This window comes from Thiovibrio sp. JS02 (assembly GCF_053485635.1).
In genome coordinates, this window is sequence record NZ_CM130715.1 from 1824189 (window position 1) to 1846124 (window position 21936).

Annotated in this window: 21 protein-coding genes and 1 riboswitch; of the genes, 4 read left to right on the forward strand and 17 right to left on the reverse strand. The window is 58.9% G+C overall.

Features of this window, described 5'->3' with window-relative positions; genetic code table 11:
* Window positions 1–282 precede the first annotated feature (282 nt).
* The 14 genes from ACUUL3_RS08480 to ACUUL3_RS08545 form a co-directional block, all read right to left on the reverse strand.
* Window positions 283–1353 carry a response regulator gene (locus ACUUL3_RS08480; RefSeq protein ID WP_448556369.1) on the reverse strand — a complete coding sequence of 357 codons (1071 nt, stop codon included), beginning with the start codon at window positions 1351–1353 and terminating at the stop codon, window positions 283–285.
* A gap of 102 nt (window positions 1354–1455) precedes the next feature.
* Window positions 1456–1531: riboswitch (cyclic di-GMP riboswitch) on the reverse strand.
* A gap of 79 nt (window positions 1532–1610) precedes the next feature.
* Window positions 1611–2102, reverse strand: coding sequence for a MotE family protein (locus ACUUL3_RS08485; protein ID WP_448556371.1), 492 nt, complete (start codon window positions 2100–2102; stop codon window positions 1611–1613).
* Between the two features lie 37 nt (window positions 2103–2139).
* The gene (gene fliJ, locus ACUUL3_RS08490) at window positions 2140–2589 is read right to left on the reverse strand and encodes a flagellar export protein FliJ (protein ID WP_448556373.1); all 450 of its coding nucleotides are present in this window, start codon (window positions 2587–2589) and stop codon (window positions 2140–2142) included.
* Between the two features lie 15 nt (window positions 2590–2604).
* Window positions 2605–3945 carry a FliI/YscN family ATPase gene (locus ACUUL3_RS08495; protein WP_448556375.1) on the reverse strand — a complete coding sequence of 447 codons (1341 nt, stop codon included), beginning with the start codon at window positions 3943–3945 and terminating at the stop codon, window positions 2605–2607.
* 63 nt (window positions 3946–4008) lie between these two features.
* Complete coding sequence (locus tag ACUUL3_RS08500) at window positions 4009–4734, reverse strand: FliH/SctL family protein (protein WP_448556377.1); 726 nt, start codon at window positions 4732–4734, stop codon at window positions 4009–4011.
* Window positions 4727–5764, reverse strand: a complete 1038-nt coding sequence (gene fliG, locus ACUUL3_RS08505) for a flagellar motor switch protein FliG (protein ID WP_448556379.1) — start codon at window positions 5762–5764, stop codon at window positions 4727–4729. The genes ACUUL3_RS08500 and fliG overlap by 8 nt, the downstream gene beginning before the upstream one ends.
* A 3-nt stretch (window positions 5765–5767) precedes the next feature.
* A complete protein-coding gene (gene fliF, locus ACUUL3_RS08510; protein WP_448556380.1) occupies window positions 5768–7372 on the reverse strand; it encodes a flagellar basal-body MS-ring/collar protein FliF in 1605 nt (534 codons plus the stop codon).
* A gap of 44 nt (window positions 7373–7416) precedes the next feature.
* Window positions 7417–7716 (reverse strand): flagellar hook-basal body complex protein FliE, encoded by a 300-nt coding sequence (fliE, locus tag ACUUL3_RS08515; RefSeq protein ID WP_448556382.1) that lies wholly within the window; start codon window positions 7714–7716, stop codon window positions 7417–7419.
* A gap of 39 nt (window positions 7717–7755) precedes the next feature.
* Entirely contained in the window at window positions 7756–8193 is a 438-nt protein-coding gene (flgC, locus tag ACUUL3_RS08520) for a flagellar basal body rod protein FlgC (RefSeq protein WP_448556384.1), read from the reverse strand.
* A 3-nt stretch (window positions 8194–8196) separates the two neighbouring features.
* Window positions 8197–8583 (reverse strand): flagellar basal body rod protein FlgB, encoded by a 387-nt coding sequence (gene flgB / locus ACUUL3_RS08525; RefSeq protein ID WP_448556386.1) that lies wholly within the window; start codon window positions 8581–8583, stop codon window positions 8197–8199.
* Window positions 8584–8815: 232 nt separating this feature from the next.
* Window positions 8816–10267, reverse strand: coding sequence for a sigma-54-dependent transcriptional regulator (locus ACUUL3_RS08530; protein ID WP_448556388.1), 1452 nt, complete (start codon window positions 10265–10267; stop codon window positions 8816–8818).
* A gap of 35 nt (window positions 10268–10302) precedes the next feature.
* Window positions 10303–11391, reverse strand: a complete 1089-nt coding sequence (locus ACUUL3_RS08535; protein WP_448556390.1) for a two-component system sensor histidine kinase NtrB — start codon at window positions 11389–11391, stop codon at window positions 10303–10305.
* Between the two features lie 31 nt (window positions 11392–11422).
* On the reverse strand, window positions 11423–13510 hold the full coding sequence (locus ACUUL3_RS08540; RefSeq protein ID WP_448556392.1) for a tetratricopeptide repeat protein: 2088 nt from the start codon (window positions 13508–13510) through the stop codon (window positions 11423–11425).
* A gap of 55 nt (window positions 13511–13565) precedes the next feature.
* Window positions 13566–14945 (reverse strand): sigma 54-interacting transcriptional regulator, encoded by a 1380-nt coding sequence (locus ACUUL3_RS08545; RefSeq protein WP_448556394.1) that lies wholly within the window; start codon window positions 14943–14945, stop codon window positions 13566–13568.
* Window positions 14946–15306: 361 nt separating this feature from the next.
* Here ACUUL3_RS08545 and ACUUL3_RS08550 point away from each other — a divergent pair, with 361 nt between their 5' ends.
* The 4 genes from ACUUL3_RS08550 to ACUUL3_RS08565 all read left to right on the forward strand — a co-directional run bounded on the left by ACUUL3_RS08550 (window position 15307) and on the right by ACUUL3_RS08565 (window position 19745).
* On the forward strand, window positions 15307–16044 hold the full coding sequence (locus ACUUL3_RS08550; protein ID WP_448556396.1) for a cell division ATP-binding protein FtsE: 738 nt from the start codon (window positions 15307–15309) through the stop codon (window positions 16042–16044).
* 42 nt (window positions 16045–16086) lie between these two features.
* Window positions 16087–16974: a cell division protein FtsX gene (locus ACUUL3_RS08555; RefSeq protein ID WP_448550565.1), complete on the forward strand. Its 888-nt coding sequence runs from the start codon at window positions 16087–16089 to the stop codon at window positions 16972–16974.
* Between the two features lie 5 nt (window positions 16975–16979).
* Window positions 16980–18248, forward strand: a complete 1269-nt coding sequence (locus ACUUL3_RS08560; protein ID WP_448550566.1) for a murein hydrolase activator EnvC family protein — start codon at window positions 16980–16982, stop codon at window positions 18246–18248.
* Between the two features lie 120 nt (window positions 18249–18368).
* On the forward strand, window positions 18369–19745 hold the full coding sequence (locus ACUUL3_RS08565; protein WP_448550567.1) for a S41 family peptidase: 1377 nt from the start codon (window positions 18369–18371) through the stop codon (window positions 19743–19745).
* Between the two features lie 39 nt (window positions 19746–19784).
* Here ACUUL3_RS08565 and ACUUL3_RS08570 read toward each other — a convergent pair whose 3' ends face one another.
* From ACUUL3_RS08570 to ACUUL3_RS08580, 3 genes are all read right to left on the reverse strand, one after another.
* Window positions 19785–20378, reverse strand: a complete 594-nt coding sequence (locus tag ACUUL3_RS08570; RefSeq protein WP_448550568.1) for a FumA C-terminus/TtdB family hydratase beta subunit — start codon at window positions 20376–20378, stop codon at window positions 19785–19787.
* 84 nt (window positions 20379–20462) lie between these two features.
* Window positions 20463–21299 (reverse strand): fumarate hydratase, encoded by an 837-nt coding sequence (locus tag ACUUL3_RS08575; protein WP_448550569.1) that lies wholly within the window; start codon window positions 21297–21299, stop codon window positions 20463–20465.
* Window positions 21300–21309: 10 nt separating this feature from the next.
* A complete protein-coding gene (locus ACUUL3_RS08580; RefSeq protein WP_448550570.1) occupies window positions 21310–21900 on the reverse strand; it encodes a PilZ domain-containing protein in 591 nt (196 codons plus the stop codon).
* Window positions 21901–21936: the final 36 nt, after the last annotated feature.

A 21936-nucleotide genomic window follows, 5' to 3' on the forward strand; every position in this document is an offset into this window, starting at 1 on the left:
TGCCAACGCAACAACCAACGAAGGAAAACACAATTAAAATATAATAAAAACAAATAGATAAACAGATACAGAAGACGGCGGGAAACACAAAGGAAAAAACCTTGCGGAGGCCGAAGGGGAAAAGAATTCCCCTCGGGAAAATGGCTGGACAAAGGAGAGGAAGCAGGTCGGGAAAGAATTGCCGGAGGCGGCAACCCTTTCCCCGGCGGGAGGTCCCGCGCGGAAAAGATCCGTCAGCGCGGGCCGGAGTCAGGCCGCCGATGCGCGCACCGACGGCAAGGGTCAAAAAAGTTCAGGATAGAGCTTTTTTGCGCAATCAGGACAAATACTATGGCTGAACTCGGCATGGGAATGGTTTTTGATATACACTTCAATCTGGCTCCAGTAGCCCTGGTCATCCCGAATCTTTTTGCAGGAAGCGCAGATGGGCAGCAGGCCGCTCAGTGTTTTCACCCTGGAAAGGGCATCGGCAAGCTCGTCATTCTTTTCCTCCAGGGCCGCGGTGCGCTCGGCCACCAGCTCCTCAAGCCTCTCCTTGTGGAGGCGCAGCTCCTGCTCAGTCTCTTTCAGCCTGGTGATGTCGTGAATGAGGACGATAATGAAATTTTGCCCCTGGTCGGCAAAGGGCACCAGCTTCATGAGAAGCTGCCTTCCCTGCAGGACGATGGGCTCGGCGGCCCCTATCTCGAGGGGAGTGTTGTCCAGTTTATCGAGATGGCCGCGGATGACCCCGGCATGGAGCACGGGGAAAAGGTCTGGGAAACGGGCGGAGAGAAGCTGGTCCTCCCGCATGCCGAAGAGCCTGGCCGCGGTGGCATTGGCAAAAATGATGTCGGCCTCCTCGGTGAGTTCCAGAAAGCCGTCGGTCATGTTGCCGAGGGTTACCTCGAAATGTTTTTTAGCGGCAAGCAGCTCCTTGATGATCTCCCGCTCGAAAATCTTTTCCGTGCCAAAAATCTTATGGCGCAAGGGTTCGGGATCATCCTGCTCAAAGTGCTCCAGGATGACCGCCAAATGCTCGGCCATCTCCTTGAAGGGCCCCTTGGCCACGCAGGCATCGGCGCCCAGGGAAAGGAAATCTATCTTTTCCTCGGCGGCAATGGCCGAGATAATGACCAGAAAAACGCCCGCATGCTCGGGGAGCTGCCGGATGATCCGGCAGAGTTGCTCGCCGTTGATCTTGGGCATGACCAGATCGATGAAGATGAGGCCGGGGCGGAAGGAATCGAGAACATTCAAGGCGGCAAGCCCGTCTTCGGCAGTGGCGACCTCGTATTGCCGCTGCTCCATGAACCTGCTGACAAGATGCAGGAGAACCTTGTTGTTATCTACGATGAGCACGCTCTTCTTCATACCATCCTCCCGGGGCCGGTGTCGGGACATCGCCGGAACCCACAAGCAAAAAGCCCATCTTCCTGCCGAAGATGGGCTCCGATACAACCAACGCGGCTTCCCTTCGGTAACCCGGCCGCCAGCTTGCTGGCCCGTGGCTTTGCGTCCCCAGGTCACCCTGGGTTTGCCATTTCGGAAGAAGTACTGACACTCTAATAGATTCAACACGAACAGGAATAAAGTCAATACCTAAAAACTACGGAGATGAGCATGCCACCTCAGAGCATGCCGAGGCTCCGGCTCACCCGCACCGCCTTTTCCGGATCAAGCTTCGGGATGATCTTGGCGACCTCGTCGGTCTTCATGGCCTTCAGGATCTCCACCACCTCGTCGTCATCCATCTTATCAAGCAGCGGCGCCACCTTGGAGGCACTCATGCTGCTGTAGATCTTTATGAGATTCTTGAAACGCTGATCCTGCACCTTCTTCAATTCCGCGAGCTGCGCCTTGACCTCTTCCTGCAGGGCGATGAGTTTTGCGTATTTCTCATCCACCTCACGCGAGAGGGCGGCAAGATTGCCCTCCTTGTCGGCAAGCTCCTTTTCCTTGACGGCGACCGCCTCTTCCCGCTCCCTGAGTGTGGCGGTCAGGGCGATCTCCTGACTGGAGGCCTCAACGGGCTTTTTCTCCGTGGCCGCCGGCAGGGCGGCGAACAACACGGCCAAAACAATGGCCCCCTGGATACAGATTTTGGAACGGGGTATTCTCATGCTCTTCCCTGCGCCCTCGGATTGTTTTTGGCCTGGCTCAATGCTGGTTGCCGTGCCGGCCGAAACGCAGCACCATCTGCTCATCGGCCTCGTTCTGCTCTTTTTTCATCTGTGCCTGCAAAAATTTCTGGTAATCGCGCTCCCTGGCCTTTTCCATCACCTTTTTTTCCCGCACCTTCTCGGCCAGCGCCTCTCTTGCCGCGAGCACCACCTGCTGCTGGCTCTCCAACAGCCGGGTAACCGCTTCGATCTCGCGCTCCTTCAGGGAAATCGCGTCCATATAAAAAGAAAAGAGGGGCGCAGGCATGGTGTTGCGCTTTTTTTCTTCAAACTCGTCAACCAGAGCCTGCCGCTGGCTCCTGAGTCCGGCAAGCCTCTGGGTGTGGGATTCAAGAATCAGCAACTCCCTGGCCAATTTCTGCTGGGCAAGCTCTTCGAGATTGCGCCGCAGGGCAAGAACCGTTTCCAGCCTGAAATGGTAAGCCATCCCTCACACCTCCCCTTAACGGACCTTCGCCTTTGCCCCTTTCTCTTCAGCGGTAAAGATGGCGGCCAGCTGCCTGGAGCTCTCGGCAAAGGATACCTTTTCGTCAACGGCCTGCTTGAGATATCCGGTCAACCGGTCGATCATGCCGATGGCATTGTCGATCTTCGGGTTGCTGCCGCGGGCATAGGCGCCGATATTGATCAGATCCTCGGAACGGCGGTAGGTGGCCATGACCTCCAGAAACCGGTGGGCGATCCGGACCTGCTCCTTGGAAACCACGTCGGTCATGCAGCGGCTGACGCTGCCCATGACCTCGATGGCGGGATAATGCCCCTGACTGGCCAGATCACGGCTCAGGATGATGTGGCCGTCGACAATGGAGCGCACCGCATCGGCAATGGGTTCATTCATGTCGTCACCCTCGACCAGGACGGTGTAGATGCCGGTGATGCTGCCCTTGCCCTGGCAGGTTCCCGCCCGCTCCAGCAGCTTGGGCAACTGACCGAACACGGAAGGCGTATAGCCCCGCGAGGTGGGCGGCTCACCGATGGCAAGCCCCACCTCCCGACTGGACATGGCGAAGCGGGTCACGGAATCCATCATCAGGATGACATCCCTGCCCCGGTCGCGAAAAAATTCGGAGATGGCCATGGCCAGATAGGCCCCGCGCATGCGGACCAGGGGCGGCTGATCCGAGGTGGCCACCACCACCACCGAACGGGCAAGGCCCTCCGGACCGAGATCCCGCTCGATAAAGTCTTTCAATTCACGACCGCGCTCGCCGATTAAGGCGATAACGCTGATATCGGCGGCGGTGTGCCGGGCGATCATGCCAAGCAGGGTGCTTTTTCCCACCCCGGAGCCGGCAAGAATGCCGATGCGCTGGCCCTTGCCCAGGGTGAGCAGACCGTTGATCGCCCGGACCCCCACATCCACCGGTTGCAGAATCCGCTCGCGGGACATGGGATTGAGCGGTTCGGCGTAGAGAGGATAAAGGGTGTCGGCGTCAAGCGGCCCCTTGCCGTCCATGGGGTTGCCGAGACCGTCTATTACCCTGCCCAGCAGCGATTCCGCCACCGGCACGCTGGCCTGCCCCCCCACCAGCCGAATGGCGCTGCCCGGCTCGATGCCGCGCATCTCACCCAAGGGCATGAGGAGCACCCGCCCCTCGCGAAAACCGACCACCTCGGCAAGCACCCGGCCCTTTCCCTTGAAGACCTCCACCTCGCAGATGCTGCCCACCGGAATCCCCGGCCCCAGGCTTTCCAGCACCATGCCGATCACCTGATTGACGCGGCCTCCCACCGTGATCAGGGGGAGATCCTGCACAACCTGCCGGCAGCGGGAAAGATTCATGGGGTACGCGTCCTGTAATGGGAGGAAGCCTCTCCACCGTGGGAGAAGCGGGGAGCCGGAGCTTCAGCTGTCGCCCAGGGCGGCGAGAAAAGCCTTGTCCACTGCGGCATAAAGCTTTTCCTTACAATTTTCCAGGGTGGCGTCGATTTCGCCGAAATCCGTTTTCAAGAGGCAACCGCCCGCGCTGATATTGGGATCCTCAACCAGTTGAATCCGGTTTTTCCCTTCGATCAGGCGCGGATTCTCCAGGCTGGCCTTCTTGAGGCGGTTGAAATCCTCGTTGTTGAGGTGGATCTGCACGGTGGAATTCTCCACGACAAACTCCATGGCGTTTTTCAGACAGGCCTGGATGACGAGGGGATTCACGGAAACCTCGTGGTGCACCAGCCGCTCCACCATGCTCCTGATCAGGGCGAGCAGATCCTCCTCATACTGGCGCAGCACCGCACCTCGCTGCCCCTCAAGAGCCGCCAGAAAGGCATCAAGGGCGGCAATCCGCCCCCGGTACTGTTCGTGACCCGCGGCACTCCCGGCCGCCTCGCCCCGGGCAAAGCCCTTGTCATGGGCATCCTGCTTGATCCTTTCGGCCTGCTCCCGGGCCTGACGGACGATCTCCGCGGCCTCTTCCTCGGCAATCTCGCGGGGATCCCGAGGCTTCTCCGCAGGCGCCTCCGGCTCGCCGGCGGCCTCCTTCTGCCAGAAATCCTCAAAGGAAAGAAATTCTTCGGTTTCAAGCTTCGGGGCGCTCTGCACGGTAAGATCCTTCTGCAGCTTGATGACTCTAGACAAATTCGTCCTCGCCGCCGGCACCCTGCATGAGCTGAATCTTGCCCTCCTGCTCCAGGCGCTTGGCTATCTTGATGATGGACTGCTGGGCCGCCTCGACGTCGCGAACCCGGGTCGGCCCCATGATTTCCATGTCTTCCTTGAGCATTTCCACGGCCCGGGTGGACATGCATTTGAAAATCTTCTCCTTGAGGTCATCCGAGGCGATCTTCAGAGCGATCTTCAGGTCGTCGGTGCTGACCTCCTTCAGGATCGCCTGGATACCCCGGTCATCGACCCCCATGAGATCCTCAAAGACGAACATCAGGCGACGGATCTCGTCGGCCAGGGATTCCCGCTGCTCCTCAATGCCTTCGAGCACCGAAGCCTCCAGGGCGCGATCGGCGTTGTTCAGGATTTCCGCCACCGCCGCCACGCCGCCGAGACGCTGCCCTTCCATGCCTTCCACGGAAAGAAGCTCATCCTGGAGAACCCTGTCCACATCGACGAGAATCTCGGGGCTCACCTTGTCCAGCTCCGCCATGCGCATCACCACCTCCACCTGGACATCCTCGTTGAACTCGGCGAGGATCTGGGCGGACTGGGTGGGTTCGAGAACGGAAAGAACCAGGGCCACGGTCTGCGGGTGTTCGTTGCGCAAAAAGTTGACCAGTACCTTGGGTTCGAGCTTTCTTGCCTTCTGGAAGAGGGTCAGCTTCCAGTCGGAACGGATCTCTTCAAGGATCTCGCTGGCCTTGTCACTGGAGAGCGCCCGTTTCAGGGCGGATTCCAGCATCTCGTTGCCGGAAAGGAAAATATCGGAGTCGCCGGTGTCGGCCTTGAATTCGGTGAGCAGGGCATTGAGGTCGTCGCGGTCAACCTTGTCGATCCGCGCCATCTGCCGGCCGACCAGCTTGATTTCATCCGCGTCGAGCCTCTGGAAGACCTGGGCGGCAAAATCCTCACCAACGGTGAGCATGAAGATCGCCGCCTTCTCCGGACCGGTGAGGGAGCTGCCAGCTGCTCCCCCAGGCTCCTTTTTCCCTTTGCTCATAAATTAAGCCTCTTCACGTAACCAGCGACGAACGAGATCAGCGGCCCGATCAGGATCGCTCTGCGCCAGGCGGAAAATCCGCTCCTGATCGGTAAGTCCGCGGGGCGTCAGGGCAAGGTCTTCATCCTCCTCGCCGCCGACCCCGGGCAGATGCCCGCCATGTTCCGCCATGGCGGCAACCCGCTGGGTCTCTATCTGTTTGGCGGCCAGAATCTTCAAGAACGGCTTGACCACGAAGAGGATGACCAGGAGAGCGATCAGCAGGGAGATGACCGGCATGGCCAGCCATTCCGTCATCGCCCGCCATTTCTCCATCACGTCGGGCTGTTCCTCCTGCATTGCCGAGAGGGCAAAGGGCAGACTCGCCACCTCCACCTGATCGCCCCGCTCCTCGTCGTAGCCGATGGCGTTTTTCACCAACTTGTCAAAATAACGCATTTCTTCCGCACTGCGTGGCTGGTATTTTAGACTCGTGTTCCCGTCCTTGTCAACGCTCTTTTCGTAAGTACCATCGACCATCACCGCCACTGACAATTTTTTGACACTCCCGCCCTTCTCCTGAACATGCTTCACCTGCTTGCTGATCTCATAGTTGCGGGTGACATTCTGCCGGTTATAACCGCCACCGGTGGCCCCCTCGGCCCCTGGTTCGGCAAAGGTGGCCAGTTCGCCTTTCACGCCGGGGATCCCCTCGGGAGTGGCGCCGCTGCGTTGATCATTCTCCGTGAGCAGCTGCTCACTGCGCACCACCTGCGCCTCCGGGTCGAAATTCTCCTCGGTGAGTTCGACCCGGCTGTAATCGATGTCCGCGGTGACCCGGGCCCGGGCCTTGTTGACCCCCACCACCTCTTCCAGCATGGTCTCCACCTTCTGGCGCAGGGTATCCTCTATTTTCATCTGATGCTCAAGCTGATTGCCGGTGAGCACGCCTTCACCCTCCGCCTGCTTGCGGAAGAGCAGACGGCCGCTGGTGTCCACCAGGGTGATGTTGTCGGTGCTCAGGCCGGGAACGGCGCTGGCCACCAGATTGACGATGCTCTGGATCTGATGCGGAGTCAATTTTTCCCGACCGCGCAGCTTGACGCTGATTGAGGCGGTGGGCGGCTTCTCATCCTCGATGAAAACCGATTCCTTGGGGGTGGCGATATGGACCCTGGCCTCGACAACCTGCTGGAAATTACGGATGGTCCGCGCCAGTTCCCCCTGCAGGGCCCGCTGATAATTGAGGCGCTGCACAAAGTCCGTGGTGCCGAGACTGTTCTCATTGAAGATCTCAAAGCCCACCCCGCCGCCGCGGGGCAACCCCTCGCCGGCCAAGGCAAGGCGGATCTCATAGACCTGCTCCGCCGGCACCAGGATGGTGGAACCGTTATCTGAGATCTGGTATGGACTGCGCTGATCCTTGAGCTTGGCCACCACCTCGGCGGCATCTTCCTCGGCAAGGCCGGAGAAAAGAACCTTGTAGGAGGGGGCCTGCCCGACCATGGTCAGGCTCAGGAGCCCGCCGACCACCACAAGGATGACCACGGCCCCGATTATTTTCTGGGTGACACTCAGGCCCTTGACGATGGAAACGATCTGCTCAAGAATCTCTTTTGGGGTAGCCATGCGCTCTTCACTCCCTGGGTTGCGGTTACGCAAATACCTACAAACTACAGCTGCATCCTCATGACTTCACGGTAGGCATCGATGACCTTCTGCTGCACCCTGGTCATCAGACGGAAGGAGATCCCCGCCTTTTCCATGGCGATCATGGTTTCATGGATGTTGGCATGCTGGCCCGCGGCGAGACCGGTGACAAGCTGGTCCGCCTCCTGCATCTGGCCGTTCACGGTTTCCATCGAACTGCGGAGCATCTCGGAAAACCCCGTCTGCTCCACCTTTTTCCCGCCTCCCGGCACCGGACTCGAAGAGCCGGCAAGGGGCACCGCCTGCATGGTGATCTCTTTCATGTGGTTCACCTTCTCTTTTTACTGAAAAACCGACCGATCCTACCTGCTGATGTCAAGCGCCTTCAGCGCCATGCTCTTGGCCGAGTCCAGGGCCGTGACATTGGCCTCGTAGGCGCGCCGGGCGCTCATCATGTCAACCATCTGCTCGGCAACATTGACATTGGGCATCCGAACGATTCCCTGTTCATCGGCATCGGGGTGCGAAGGATCATACACCTCCTTGAACGGCGCCTTATCCTCCACGACCTTCACCACCTCCACCTTGCGGAGGCGCTCGGTGGTGGAATTGAGGGCGTCCTGGAAATTGACGCCCTCAAGGGGCCTGGCCGCAAAAACAACGGACTTCGCCTTATACGGGCCTCCCTCCATGGTGCGGGTGGTGTTGGCATTGGCCAGATTCATTGCCGAGATGTTGAGCCGTGTGCGCTCGGCCTTGAGGGCGGAGCCGCTGATCTGCATTGCCGTCAGGATATCCATTTATTATTTACCTCCCTCATCGATGGCATACCGCATGCCCTCGAATTTCTTGCTCACGGTTCTGGCGACCACCTGATACATTAACTGGTTTTCGGCAAGCTTGACCATCTCCTCGTCAAGATCCACAGGGCGCCTGGCCTCGGCAAACTCCCTGGTCTTGCTGACCTCCACCGCATCAAGCTCCATGTGCCCGGGGCTGGTTCTCGCCAGTTCACCCTGGCCGGTCATGACACTCTCCATGACCTTGGCGAACTTGAAATCCTGCACCGTATAGCCCGGGGTCTCATAGTTTGCCACGTTGGACTGGATCAGGCCCTGGCGTTCCTGCCGCAGGGTGAGTGCCTGCCGCATTGTCTCAACCGAACCACCGAACAGTGAATTGATAGGCATATTTTTCTCCTCGAGCAAATGATTTGCATGGTTTCCTTGCAAAGGAAATGCCAAAGAGGAGAGACAATTTCTTTTTTTATATTGCCACAGATTTTTAAAAGGAAAAAAAAGACGGGTTCCTGGGCAAATGCGGAGATCTCCACCGGGAAAACCCAGACATTTGGAGTGCAACTTGCTGAAATAACAAAAAAATAAAAACACCGGCCAGGATCACGGTGCCCCGCCCCCTGATTTAACCGATTTCTCCCAGGGACCGGTACTCATGGAGCTTGTTGCGCAGGGTGCGCACGCTGATCCCGAGAATCCTGGCCGCATGTGTTCGATTATTGTCGGTCTTGTGCAGGGCCTGCAAAATCATTTGACGCTCCACCTCGCGCAGGGTCTGATTGCCGATGTCGATGGCCGCGGAGGTGTTTGCCGCGGCAACGGCAGGCAGGCCGCCCGCGCCTTCCGGGCCGGAAAGCGCGGGCGGTTTGCCTGCCTCGGCCAGGAAAGGCGGCTCCACGTCATCCCAGAAATCCCAGGGCTCGAGTTCTCCCCCCTGGGAAAGGAGCACGGCGCGCTCGATCAGATTCTCCATCTCCCGAACATTCCCGGGCCAGCCATACTCCCCGAAACGGATCCTGGTCGCCGGGGAAAGGCTCTTCAGCTCCTTGCCGTACTGGCTCGAATACTTTCTGACGAAAAAATCCGCCAGCAGCCAGATATCCTCCCTGCGCTCCCGCAGGGCGGGCAACCGCAGGGGAATGACATTGAGGCGGTAATAGAGATCCTGGCGAAAGGTGCCTTCCTTGACGGCCTCCTCCAGATCCCGGTTGGTGGTGGCCAGCACATGCACGTCTATCCTGATGGGGCTTCGCCCTCCCAGCCGATCCACCTCTTCCTCCTGCAGCACCCGCAAAAGCTTGGCCTGCAGATGCAAGGGGATCTCGCCGATCTCATCGAGCAGCAGGGTGCCGCCGTCGGCCAGCTCGAACTTGCCCTTCTTGGTGACGATGGCGCCGGTAAACGCCCCCTTTTCATGGCCGAAAAGCTCGCTCTCAAGCAGCCCCTCCGGCAGGGCCGCGCAGTTCAAGGCCACAAAAGGACCATTGCACCGGTCGCTTTCCTGATGGATATAGCGGGCAAACACCTCCTTGCCGGTTCCGGATTCACCGAGGATCAACACCGTCGCCTTGCTCGAAGCCACACTCCTGGCCCGGGCCATGAGCTGCAGGAGCTTGGGATTCTTGCCGATGATGGGCCGGTCCGAAAGCCGGCTCTCCTCCCGCCCCGGGGCGGCCGCCTTCGCGGCGGGGGCCGGCAACTTGCCCTCCCGGGCAAAAACCCGGGCCACGGTTTCTTCAATGACCTCAACCGGAAAGGGCTTCAGGATATAGTCAAAAGCACCCCGCTTCATGGCTTCCACCGCGGTATCCACCGTGGCAAAACCGGTCATGATCACCACCGGCAGATCAGGGTGCGCCTCCTTCACCAGGCCGAGCAGGGTGATGCCGTCCATCTCCGGCATCTTGATGTCGGCCACGACCAGATCCGGCCTGTTTTTGGCGATCATCTCCAAGGCCATCCGACCATTTTCGGCAACCGCAACCTCATGGCCGTTGCGGGTCAACGCCTCGAAAAGGGCAATGCGCATGTTTTGTTCGTCATCGACAACCAGTATCCTGCGACTCTGTTCAGCCATCGGTTCCCATCCGGTTCCCTGGAATCTTCTTCGCTTCAGGCAGAAGCCACGGGCAGCAGTACCCGAAAGGTGGTGCCGCGCTCCTGCCTGCTCTCAACTTCTATCAAGCCGTTATGAATCTCGGCAATATAATGGCCGATGGCCAGCCCCAGCCCTCGCTTGCCCCCCTTGGTGGAAAAAAAGGGGTCAAAGATCTTTTCCAGGCTCTCCGGCGCAATCCCGCAACCATTATCCTTTATTTTCACTTCCAGCAACGGCCCGTGCTCCTTGTCGGCCCGCACCGTTTTCAAGGCCACGGCAAGGATGCCGCCGCCGGGCATGCTCTCGATGGCATTGAGGCCGATATTGACAAACAGCTGCTCCAGCAGGGCCGGATCTCCGACCACCGCCGCCTGCCCCTTCCCCAGCCGGCTTTCGATGAGTATACCATGCGCGGCCGCCATTTCCTGGAGGGATTGTATGCTTTTTTTCAACAGCACCGTCAGATCGACCGCTTTCATCTCCGGCTGCGGCAATCCTGAAAAGGTGACAAAATTATTCAGGAGATGGGTCATGGTGCGCACCGCCCCCAGCATCTGGGCGGCAATCCGCTCGTTGTCCGGATCCTCGGCAAGCTCCCGCTTCAGGATGGAGGCGTACAGTTCGAGGCTGCCCAGGGGATTTTTCAACTCCTGGCTCATGGCTTCGGCCATCTCCCGCATGGCGGCAAAACGCTTGCCCCGGTTCAGATGCATCTCCATCAGGGTGGGAAAGGTGACGTCCTCCAGGGAAAGAAAAAACCCGGAAACATGCAGAAAGGGGCTGGCAAGATCGTTACGGCTGATGAGAACATGGCGCTTTTCCGCGCCGGTGGAGGCGGGGATGCTCTCGCAGAGCAAGCGGCCGCCGGGCATGCGCAACACCGCCGCATCGTCGCCCAGGACGAATTTCTGGGCCAGCAGCGCCCAGCAGCTCTTGTCCTGAATGGAACTGCCGGCCAGGCCCAGCAGTTGCGAAGCCTTCTGGTTCACCGCCAGGAGGTTGCCCTGCCGGTCGGCGAGCAGGATGCCGCCGGGCAGGCTCTCTATGATGGCAAAAAAGAACTCCCGCAGGTGTTCGGGAGTGTCGAGCGTGAAATTCCCCATTGCTATACTGTGTCCGTCGCCGAGCGCACGTTCAGCCCGTGGAACCGGGAATCCGCTTCCGGCCCTGATTGATCTCGATCTGATTCAGACGCTCCTGGGCTCTTTTGCCGAGAAGCTTGTCCGGCCCGGCCTTGGCCTTTTCCAGATGCGCGCGGCCTTGCTCCATCTGCCGGTCCTTGAAAAACATCTCGCCGAGCTTGAGATGCATCTGTTGCGCCGCCTTGTTCTCCTGGGGCATCCCGGCAGCCACCCCGGCGAGATAGGCGGTGCGGGCGCCGCCGGCATCGCCTGCGCCGCCCAGGGTGTCACCCAGCCGTTTGTACCAGGCCTGCAGGGGTTCCGGGCCAAGCCACTGCTGCCGGCCGTATGCCTCCAGGGAGGAGGCGACTTCCGGATAGGAACCGATGGCAAAGAGCAGGCGCAAACGCGCTTCGGCATACTCCGCCTTTTTCTCCGGAAAGGTGAGGACGGAGGCGGCCCTGGCATAATAATCAAGGGCCTCTGCCTTCCGGCCCTTGGCCTCGCTCAGCCTGCCGCTCAGATAGTAAACCTCGCCAAGCTCCTTGCCGTTGGCGTAGATGTCGCGCAGATAGGTAAGCAATCGGTCCGCGGCGGCATGATTTTTGAGGATAAGATAGACCTCGGCCCGCCGGTAATAGAGATCCCTGCGATCCTCCGGAGTGAGCGGCAGGGCCAGGGCGCGGTAATACACCACGGCGGCCTGCTCATAGAGCTTCATGGCCTCGAGGGCCCGGCCGACCAGGAAGAGGAATCTGCCGTTGTCCAGGGTATTGACATGGCGATGCTCACCAACGTAGAGCTGGTAAAGCTTTTCGTATTGTTTCCGGTCAAAAAGCCCTTCCCCCAGGTAAAGAAGAACGGTGTTGGCAAAATCCACCTTCTCGCCCGGCCTTACTCCTGCCTCGTCATTGCGTAGAAAGCTCTTGCCGACCTCAAAGGCCTGCTCAAACTGATCGCGGGCCCGATAGCGGATAAAAAGCCCCCGGCGCGCATCCTGGGCAATGGGTTCGCCGTGAAAGCCGTCGACCACGGCCAGCAACGGCCTGTCTCCTGCCGGATCGCCCAAATCGTTGCGTTTCTGCCACTTGGAGAGCGCCCGTTCCTGATCGTCAAAATATTCGGCAATGCGAAACTGGGCGAGCACCACCGGCCTGTCCGCCGGCGAACCCTCCTCTACGATGCGACGGTAAAGGGACTGGGCGGAGGCATTGTCCCCCTGGCGGTGGTAACTTTCCGCCAGATCGAAAATCACCTCGTGCTTGCGCTTGAGATTCTCGATGAGATTCAGGTAATGATAAAAATATCTCTGCGCCTCCTTTTCCTTGCCAAGTTTCTGATAAACCAGTCCCAGATCGTACAGCACCTCGGGGTCCTTCAGATAGTAAGAGGGGTGGGCGCGCATGACCTCCTGCAGCCGGGCGAGGGCCTCGGGATATTTGCCCTCGGCATAGAGCCAATTGCCTATGCCCACCGCCGCTTCCGCTCTCAGGTCCGGCTCCTTGGCCGATTTTTCGAGGCGCTGAAACACCTCGGCCGCCTCGGGGGCGCGCCCGACCTGCAGCAGGGTTCTCCCCTGCCAGTAAAGGGCCTTATCCAAAAAGGGCGACTTGGGATACCGATCGCCAAAGAGCTTGAAGTAGATCAGGGCCTCGCGGAAAAAGCGCATCTGGTAGTGTGCGTATCCCACTTCGAAATACGCCTCGGCCGCCCGCGCCGACTCGGCAAAATCCGTGCTGAACATGCGGAAAAGATTGCGCACCCGCTCCCAGTCCGGGCTCGGGCCTTCCTGCGCCTGTCTCTTGGCGAGCTGCGCCGCCTGCCAGAGCGCCTCTTCCGCCTTGTCGCTCTCGCGGAAGCCCTCGTAATAGCGCTGGTAGAGATCCGCCGCCTCGGCAAGCTCTCCGGCGGTTGCCGCGGCCTGCGCCTCCTGCCAGAGCGAGGCCGGGTCCACGCTGACCGCGGCCGGTTGCGCCGCTCCCCCGGCATCTTCGGCGCGGCAGCAATCCACTGTCGCGCCGAAACCGGAGACGCCCGCCAGAAGCAGGAGCGCTACGATCCGGGCAAAAAGCAGCGACGGCATGCGGGTGTTTTTTTTCATCGTTTCCAGACCATGGCTTATCAATGATGGAGGGCAGCAAAAAAGCCCCCTCCCACTACGACTCGGAAGAAGAGGAGACCAGCTTGAATCGTTTCATCTTTTCTATCAGCGTGGTCCGGTTCACGTTCAAAAGCTTGGCCGCCCTGTTCTTGATCCAGCTGGTCTGTTCCAGGGCCTGCAGGATGAGACGCTTTTCAAAATCAGCCACCATGTCGTTCAGAAAAAAGCCCTGCTCGGGAATCTCCTCGATCCGTTCGGGCGCTTCACTCCTCGCTTCGAGCAACCGCTCGGGCAGATCCTCCAGGGTGATGGTTTCGCCGCCGGCCAGGATCACCATCCGCTCCACCATGTTCTCCAGTTCCCGGACATTGCCCGGCCAGGGATAGCGGATCAGGCTGTTCAACACCCCCTCTTCAACGGCCTTGATCTTCTTCTTTTTGGCGTGGTTGAATTTGGCGACAAAATGCTCGACCAGGAGCGGAATGTCCTGCGCCCTTTCCCGCAGGGGGGGCGCGTCGATGGGAATAACATTGAGGCGGTAATAGAGATCCTCACGGAAACGCCCCTCCCTGACCTCCTGATCGAGATCCCGGTTGGTCGCGGCAATGACCCGGAAGTCGGAACGGATGGTCCGGGTGCCGCCGATACGCTCAAACTGCTTTTCCTGCAGCACCCGGAGCAGTTTCACCTGCAGCATGGGACTCATCTCGGAGATCTCGTCAAGAAAGACGGTGCCGCCGTGGGCCAGCTCAAAGCGTCCGAGCCGGGTGCGGATCGCGTGGGTGAAGGCCCCCTTCTCATGACCGAAAAGCTCGCTCTCCAGAAGTTCACCGGGGATGGCCCCGCAGTTGACCGGCACAAAAGGACCGTCCTTCCTTATCCCTTCAAAATGCAGGGCCTGGGCGATGAGCTCTTTGCCGGTGCCGGACTCCCCCCGTACCAGCACGGTGGTGTCGGCATCGCAGACCTTTTTGATCAGGGAAAAGACCTGCTGCATTTTTTTGCTTTGCCCGATAATGGCGGAACAGCCCCGGCCCGAATCCGGGCCGGCCGTCTCCGGCGCCGCTTCCTGGCCCCGAACCCCGGCCTTGTCCAGAGCGGCGGCCAGCCGGGTGCCGCTGAGCGGCGGCTCAAGGTAGTCGGCCGCCCCGGCCTGCAGGGCAACAATGGCGTCATTCACCGAGGGAGAACTGGCCGCGACAATCACCGCCAGGGGCGGGGTGTTCTCCTGCAGGTCGGCGAGAAGGGTGCTGTAGGGTTGCACCGAAGGAACGGCAAGGAGCAGCGCCTGGCACTGGTTCGTTTCCAGCCAGCGCCTCGCCTCGGCCTCGGAGCGAACAACCGCCGGAACCATGCCTTTTTTCTCAAGGAGTTGCAAAAGATCGGAAGAGCGGCCAGGAGAGTCGGCAAGGAGGAGAATGGAATTGGGAATCATACCGCCGTCGTAATTTTCTTGTTTCTTTTAATAAATTTCACACCTTATGTTCTTTGGTATACAATATCCACAAAAAAAGTGTCAATTTTTTTTCACATGCTATAATTTATCTTTAATTATTAAAATGTTATAGATTATTGTGGATTGGCTTCCCGATTTATGGCAGGTTTTGTCGAACCGGGCAAACCTGCGAAGGTCAAAGGCCCGCGACGCGCTCTGCCAATTATCAACCCGGAGATGGTGACAAACTCCACCAGTTACGTTATGAAAACCGTCGACATCGTGGTTTTTCCCGGCCTTTCGCCGGGCGTCTCTCCATGATGCCGGCAATCCTTGCCCGTGCGACAAAAAAGGCTTAAGCATGCAGAAAGACGCAAGCACCTCCCCCCCCCTCATCGAGCTGGTCAAGGTCACCAAGATCTACCCCCCCGACGTGGTGGCGCTCGAAGACGTCTCCCTTCAGGTTTTCAAGGGCGAGATCCTCTTTCTCACCGGCAGAAGCGGCGCCGGCAAATCCACCCTGCTCAAACTCATCTGTTGCCTGGAAACACCGAGCAAGGGTCTGATCGAGGTTGGCGGCCGCGATCTTTCCCGGATCAAGCCGCCGGGCATCCAGCGCATGCGTCAAAAAATCGGCGTTGCCTATCAGGACTTCAAACTCCTGGACAAGCAAACGGTTGCCCAGAATATCGCCATGGCAATGGAGGTCACCTACGCCGGCAAAAAACTGATCACGGAGCGGATCGATGAACTGCTCACCATGCTGAACCTCATCGACAAACGCGACAAACTGGCGGGCGAACTTTCCCGCGGCGAGCAGCAACGGGTGGCCCTGGCCCGGGCCGCGGCCAACAAACCGGCCCTCCTCCTGGCCGACGAGCCCACCGGCAATCTCGACCCGGCCGCCACCGCCCTGGTCATCAAGCTGGTCAAACGCTTGAACGAGGAAAACGGCTCCACCATCGTCATCGCCACCCACGATGAATCAATTTACGAAGAAACCGACCACCGGGTCATGGATCTCTGTAACGGCAGGATCTCGATGCACACCTGCCGCAAACCTCGACAGATCGAACTTTTCGAAGCGTTCCCGGCCTGAGCCGCGCTTTTGCGGGAACGGCCCGCCAAGGAGTATCCGCCAATGGTGTATCTGCTCTATATCCTGAGCCAAACAGGCAGAAATCTTCGGAAAACGTGGGGAACCCAGGTCATGACCCTGCTCACCGTGACCCTTTCCGTTCTGATCTTCTCCTTTTTCTTTCTGGTCTACACCAACATGCTCAAGGCCAGCCAACGGCTCGGCGACGATGTGCGGCTCATCGTCTATCTCGACAACGAAATTGTTCCGCAGATGCGCTCCCGGATGGAGAAAAAGATCCGCGACTTTTCCGAGGTGGAAAAGGTCGTTTTCCTTTCCAGGGCCGATGCCTTTGCCCGCTTGCAAACCCAGCTCGGAGAGGAAAAGGATGTTTTGGCGGACCTCGGCCCGGAGTTTCTGCCGCCCTCCATCGAGGTCTATCCGGTAAAATCCCTGCAGAGCCTCACCCACCTCAGCCAGTTTTCCGAGTATCTCCTCTCCCTGCCAGGGGTTTCCAAGGTGCAGTACGGCCGGGAGTGGCTGGAGCGTTTCGGCTCTTTCACCAATCTTATCCGGGTCATCGTTTTCCTGAGCGGCGGCCTGCTCATCATCAGCATGACCTTTATCGTTTCCTACACCATCCGTCTCACCGTTGTCTCCCGCCACAACGAACTGGAAATCCTCAGACTGCTCGGGGCAACCAGCGCCTATCTCCGCCTGCCCCTGCTGCTGGAAGGGCTGCTGCAGGGATTTCTCGGCTCCACCCTGGGCCTTTTCGCCCTCTTTCTTCTTTATAATTGGATCACCGACCGTTTCAGCGGCCCCGGCTTTCTGCAGCTTTCCGATTTCACGTTTTTCCCGCCGACGATCACCGCTGCCATCCTGCTGAGCAGCATTGCCCTGTGCACCTGCGGCAGCCTGGTTTCCATCCGCAGATTTTTCCGAATCTAAGGGTCATGACGCGAACAAATCCTTTCGGCAGATACCCATTTATCCTCGCCCTGAGCCTCCTGCTGGCCATGGGCATGGTTTTGCCCGCCTCCCTGGCCGCGGAAAAGGGGAATACCGATTCCCGGCTCCTGGAACAGCAGAAAAAAATCCAGCGCATCAAGAAGGGCATCGAAGGCCAGAAAAGCCGCGTGAAACAAACCCGGGAGCAGGAAAACAGCCTGACCGAGGAACTTGACCGCCTCAACCAGAGGATCCAGGAGGAAGGCGACACCCTCGCCAAACTGAAGGCGGATCTTGCCGGCCACGAGCAGCTTATCCAGGCAAAACAGGCAGAAGCCGCGCAGGCCGGGCAAGCCAAGGAACAGGCGAAAACCCACGTCCAGGCGCGCCTCAACGCCTTTTACCGAATGGGCGCCATCGGCGTGATGAATGTCATTTTTTCAAGCAGCGACCTGCCGGAGCTGCTCAGCGTCCGCGAATATTTTGCCGCCCTCCTGAAGCACGACCGAACGGTCTTCGAGGAGTATCGCCGGAAAATAAAGGAACTGGAACAGGCGCAGCTTGCCCTGCAAGCGGAAAAAAAGACCCTTGTCGAAACCATTTCCCAGGTGAAGAGCCAGGAAGAGGAGCTGGCCGCCTCCCGCGGGGAGAGACTCGCCCTGCTTGACAAGGTGAAAACCGAAAAGAAGCTCTATCAGTTGGCCCTGGCGGAACTTGAAGAAGCTTCGGACAGGCTTGCCGGCACCATTGAAGAGTTGAAGGCCGCCGCCGAAAAGGAAAAAAAGAAGCGTCGTCAGCCCATTGCCAAAAAACGCAGGCCGGAAACCGCCGGATTCGCCGCGCAAAAGGGCAAACTCTCTCCGCCGGTTTCCGGCACGGTGACAACCCTTTTCGGCAGGAACGCCCATGGCAAATTCGGAATCACCACCTCCTCAAACGGCATAGACATCAAAACCCGCCCGGGGACGGAAATCAAGGCCATCTACGACGGCAACGTGGCCTATGTCGGATTTTTGCGCGGCTACGGCAATCTGCTGATCATTGACCACGGCCAGCAGTATTACAGCCTTGTCTCGCAGGCGGCAAAGTTCTACAAACAGGAAGGAGATCCCGTGGTCAAGGGCGAGGCCATCGGCATCATGAGCGAGCAGGAAGGCTTGCTGGCGGAGGGATTGCATTTCGAGATCCGTCACGGCACCACGCCGGAAAATCCCCTGCAGTGGGTGAACAACGCCAAACTGATCATCAAGGCGGCAAAAACCGCAACAAACTGATTTTCCTTTATTATTGAAGATAAATCATTGTCTCCGGGCACGAGACATGATAGGATATTATCCTTTCCCGTTTTGGAGAATCCCCCTCCTCCAGCGCTCTTTTTTATTGAAGGATTTCGTATGAACCGTATCACCAAAGGCACCCTGAAGAAATTTTTCCTTGCCTCCCTAGGCGTCTCCATGGCAGCCATTCTGCTCTGGAATTACTCCACGGTAACCGCAAAAACCGCGGACACCTATAAGAGCCTTGAGGCGTTCTCCAATGTCCTCAATCTGGTCGAGGAAAACTATGTGGAGGAGATCGACAGCGACAAGGCCATCGAAGGGGCCATCAAGGGCATGCTCAACACCCTGGATCCGCATTCCTCCTATATGAAACCCGAGGATTTCAAGGAGCTGCAGGTAGAAACCCAGGGCAGCTTCACCGGAATCGGCATCGAAATCACCATGAAGGACAATATCCTCACCGTTGTCTCCCCCATCGAAGGCACTCCCGCCTCGAAGAAGGGCCTGATGGCGGGCGACAAAATCATCAAGATCGGCGAGGAGATGACCCAGGACATGAGCCTCATGGAGGCGGTCAAACGGTTGCGCGGTCCCAAGGGAACCGAAGTGACCATCTCCATCCACCGCAAGGGCTGGACCGATCTCAAAGAGATCACCATTGTCCGTGACGTGATTCCCATCCACAGCGTCAAAGCCAAGATGCTCGAACCCGGCTACCCCTATATCCGGGTCATCAACTTCCAGGCCCAGACCACCGTTGATTTCAAAAAAGCCTTGGCCGACCTGGAAAAAGAGGGTGAGATCAAAGGCCTGATCATGGATCTGCGCAACAATCCGGGCGGCCTCCTTGACCAGGCGGTCAAAATTGCCGACATCTTCATCGACGAGGGAGTGCTTGTTTCCACCAAGGGCCGGATCAAGGAGCAAAACTCCGTGTTCCACGCCCACAACAACAACGGCAAATACAACTATCCCATGGTGATTCTGGTCAACGAGGGCAGCGCCAGCGCTTCGGAAATCGTGGCCGGCGCCCTCCAGGACCACAAGAAGGCCGTGATCCTGGGCGCCCAGACCTTCGGCAAGGGTTCGGTGCAGACCATCATCCCCATGGACAACGGCGCGGGGCTGCGGTTGACCACGGCCAGATACTACACCCCCAGCGGCCGCTCGATCCAGGCCACCGGCATCACTCCGGATATCATCGTTCCTTCGGCCATCACCGCCCAGGATGAGCCGGAAAAAGAGGCGGAAAACGGGAAAAAGCCAAAATTCCTGCGGGAAAAGGACCTCAAACACCACATCGGCAACGGCCTTGACGGCGGCGCCGACACGAAAGAGGGCGAAGAGGAAGGCAAGGAGGAGCAGCCGCAGCCGGAGCCGAAGGCGCAGGAAACGCCCCAGGAGGAAATACTCAAGGATCAGCAGCTTAACACCGCCCTGATGCTCCTCAAGGGATTGAATGTCTTTAACGGTGGGGCCCGCGGCAACTGACCGGCGGTTAAAAAACGATGCTCTTACAAAAAGGAGAGGTCACCCCTCTCCTTTTTTCTTTTGGGCGGCGACCATTTCGTAATAATCGTTCCCGGCCAGGTCGTTGATCACCACCGCCGGAAATTGTTCCACCTCAAAGCGATAGAGCGCCTCCGGGCCGGCATCGGCAAAGGCTACCAGTTCGCTCTTCCTGATGCATTTCGACAAAAGGGCGCCGGCTCCGCCTATGGAGGCAAGATAGACGGCGCCATGCAAGACCATGGCCTCACGCACCGTGGCCGAGCGGGAGCCCTTGCCCATGGTTGCCTTGAGCCCCAGCGCCAGCAAACGGGGGGTATAGAGATCCATCCGGTAGCTGGTGGTGGGACCTGCCGCGCCGATCACCCGACCGGGCCGGGCCGGACTCGGCCCCACATAATAGAGGAGCTGGCCGGAGAGGTCCACCGGCAACTCCTGGCCCTCATCGAGTAAAGCGCAGAGACGGCGGTGGGTCTGATCGCGCCCGGTGTACAGGGTGCCGCTCAGGCTCACCAGCTCGCCGGCCGCCAGGGAGGTCAGGGTATCGGCGGCCAGGGGCAGGCTCACCTCTTTTAAATTTTCAAAAAATTCCGGTCTGTATCGCAGTAATGACATGGCTTCGGGTTTCTGGTTCCGGATTCGGGTTTCTGGGGTCGGGGCAGATGCGGCGCAAGGCGGCGTCCTGCCAGCTGAAGGCTGTTACAGAGTGATTTCCTTGTGTCGATGGGCATGGCACTGGATGTTCACCGCCACCGGCAGGCTGGCGATATGGGAAGGAAAGACTTCCACATGCACGGCCAGGGCGGTGTTCACCCCGCCAAAACCATGCACTCCGTTGCCCTGCGCGTTGATCGTCCGCAGGAGCTCTTCCTCAAGGGCCGCCACATCCGGACGCCCGCTCCTCTCTCCCACCGGGCGCAGCAAAGCCATTTTCGCCAACAGGGCCGCCTTTTCAAAGGTGCCGCCGATTCCCACCCCGACGACCACCGGCGGACAGGGGTTGGACCCGGCCTGCGCCACCCTTTCGCTGACGTAGCCAACGACCCCCTCGATCCCTGCGGAAGGAGGAAGCATGGCCAGGCTGCTCATGTTTTCACTGCCGCAGCCCTTGGGCAAAAAGGCGATCCGCACCGTCTCACCCGGGACGATTTCCACATGCACCACGGCCGGGGTATTGGTGCCGGTATTCTTGCGGGTCAGGGGATCACAGACCGATTTCCGGAGGTAGCCCTCTTCGTATCCTGCCCTCACCCCGTCCTGCAGCGCCTTGTGGAGATCGCCCAACACCCGCACCTCCTGACCGAGACGCAAAAAAATGATCCCGGTGCCGGTATCCTGGCAAACAGGGATCCGCTCCCGGCTGGCAATATCGGCATTGGTGATGAGCAGATCGAGGATATTTTTGGCCAGCTCGTCCTCTTCCCGATCCCGGGCGGCGAGGAGGGCATCCAGGATATCGGGCTCCAGGTCGTGGGCCGCGGCAATGGCCAGATCCCTGACCGCCTCCCGGATCTCGTTACTGGTAATCTCACGCATGAAAAAGCCCTTAGGAATTCAGCCGGCGGTTGCGCAGGGCCAGGCTCTGTTGTTTGAAATTGTGCTGAACGATCTTTTCCCGGTCCTCTTCGGTAAGCAGGGCGTACTCAAGGGCGATCCGGAACTTCTCGCCACCCTCTTCCTCGTCTGTTGCCGCCTCGCAGGACACCACCCTGCCGAAGCAGTACACATAGATATAGGCGGGCAGCAGAACGACATGGACCTCGAAAACATCGTCGAGCCGCGCCGGCGTGTCGCTTTGAAAGGCAATGCCGTTGGCGCTGATGTTTGCCTTTTGCAGCACCAGGGCATCGAGGGGGCTTTTTTCCTTCTTCACCCGCTGCAGAACCATGTTCATCTTATTGTCCAGATGCTGCAAAAAATCAGCCAGATCCGCATCGCGTTCCCGCAACTTCACCAGGGCGGTCTGCGCGCCGATGAACATCTGGATGTCGGCAAGCTTCTCCTGGTTGTACAGGGAGATCCCGTGATGAAAATCTTCCGTTACAGACTGCAGTTTTTCCGGGGACACCGGGTTGACGGCGAGAAGCACCCTGTCTGTGATGCGGACCGACTGTCTGCGATTCAAAGATTCTCTCATACCTGTACCACTCCGTTACCTTATAAGAATTTTCCC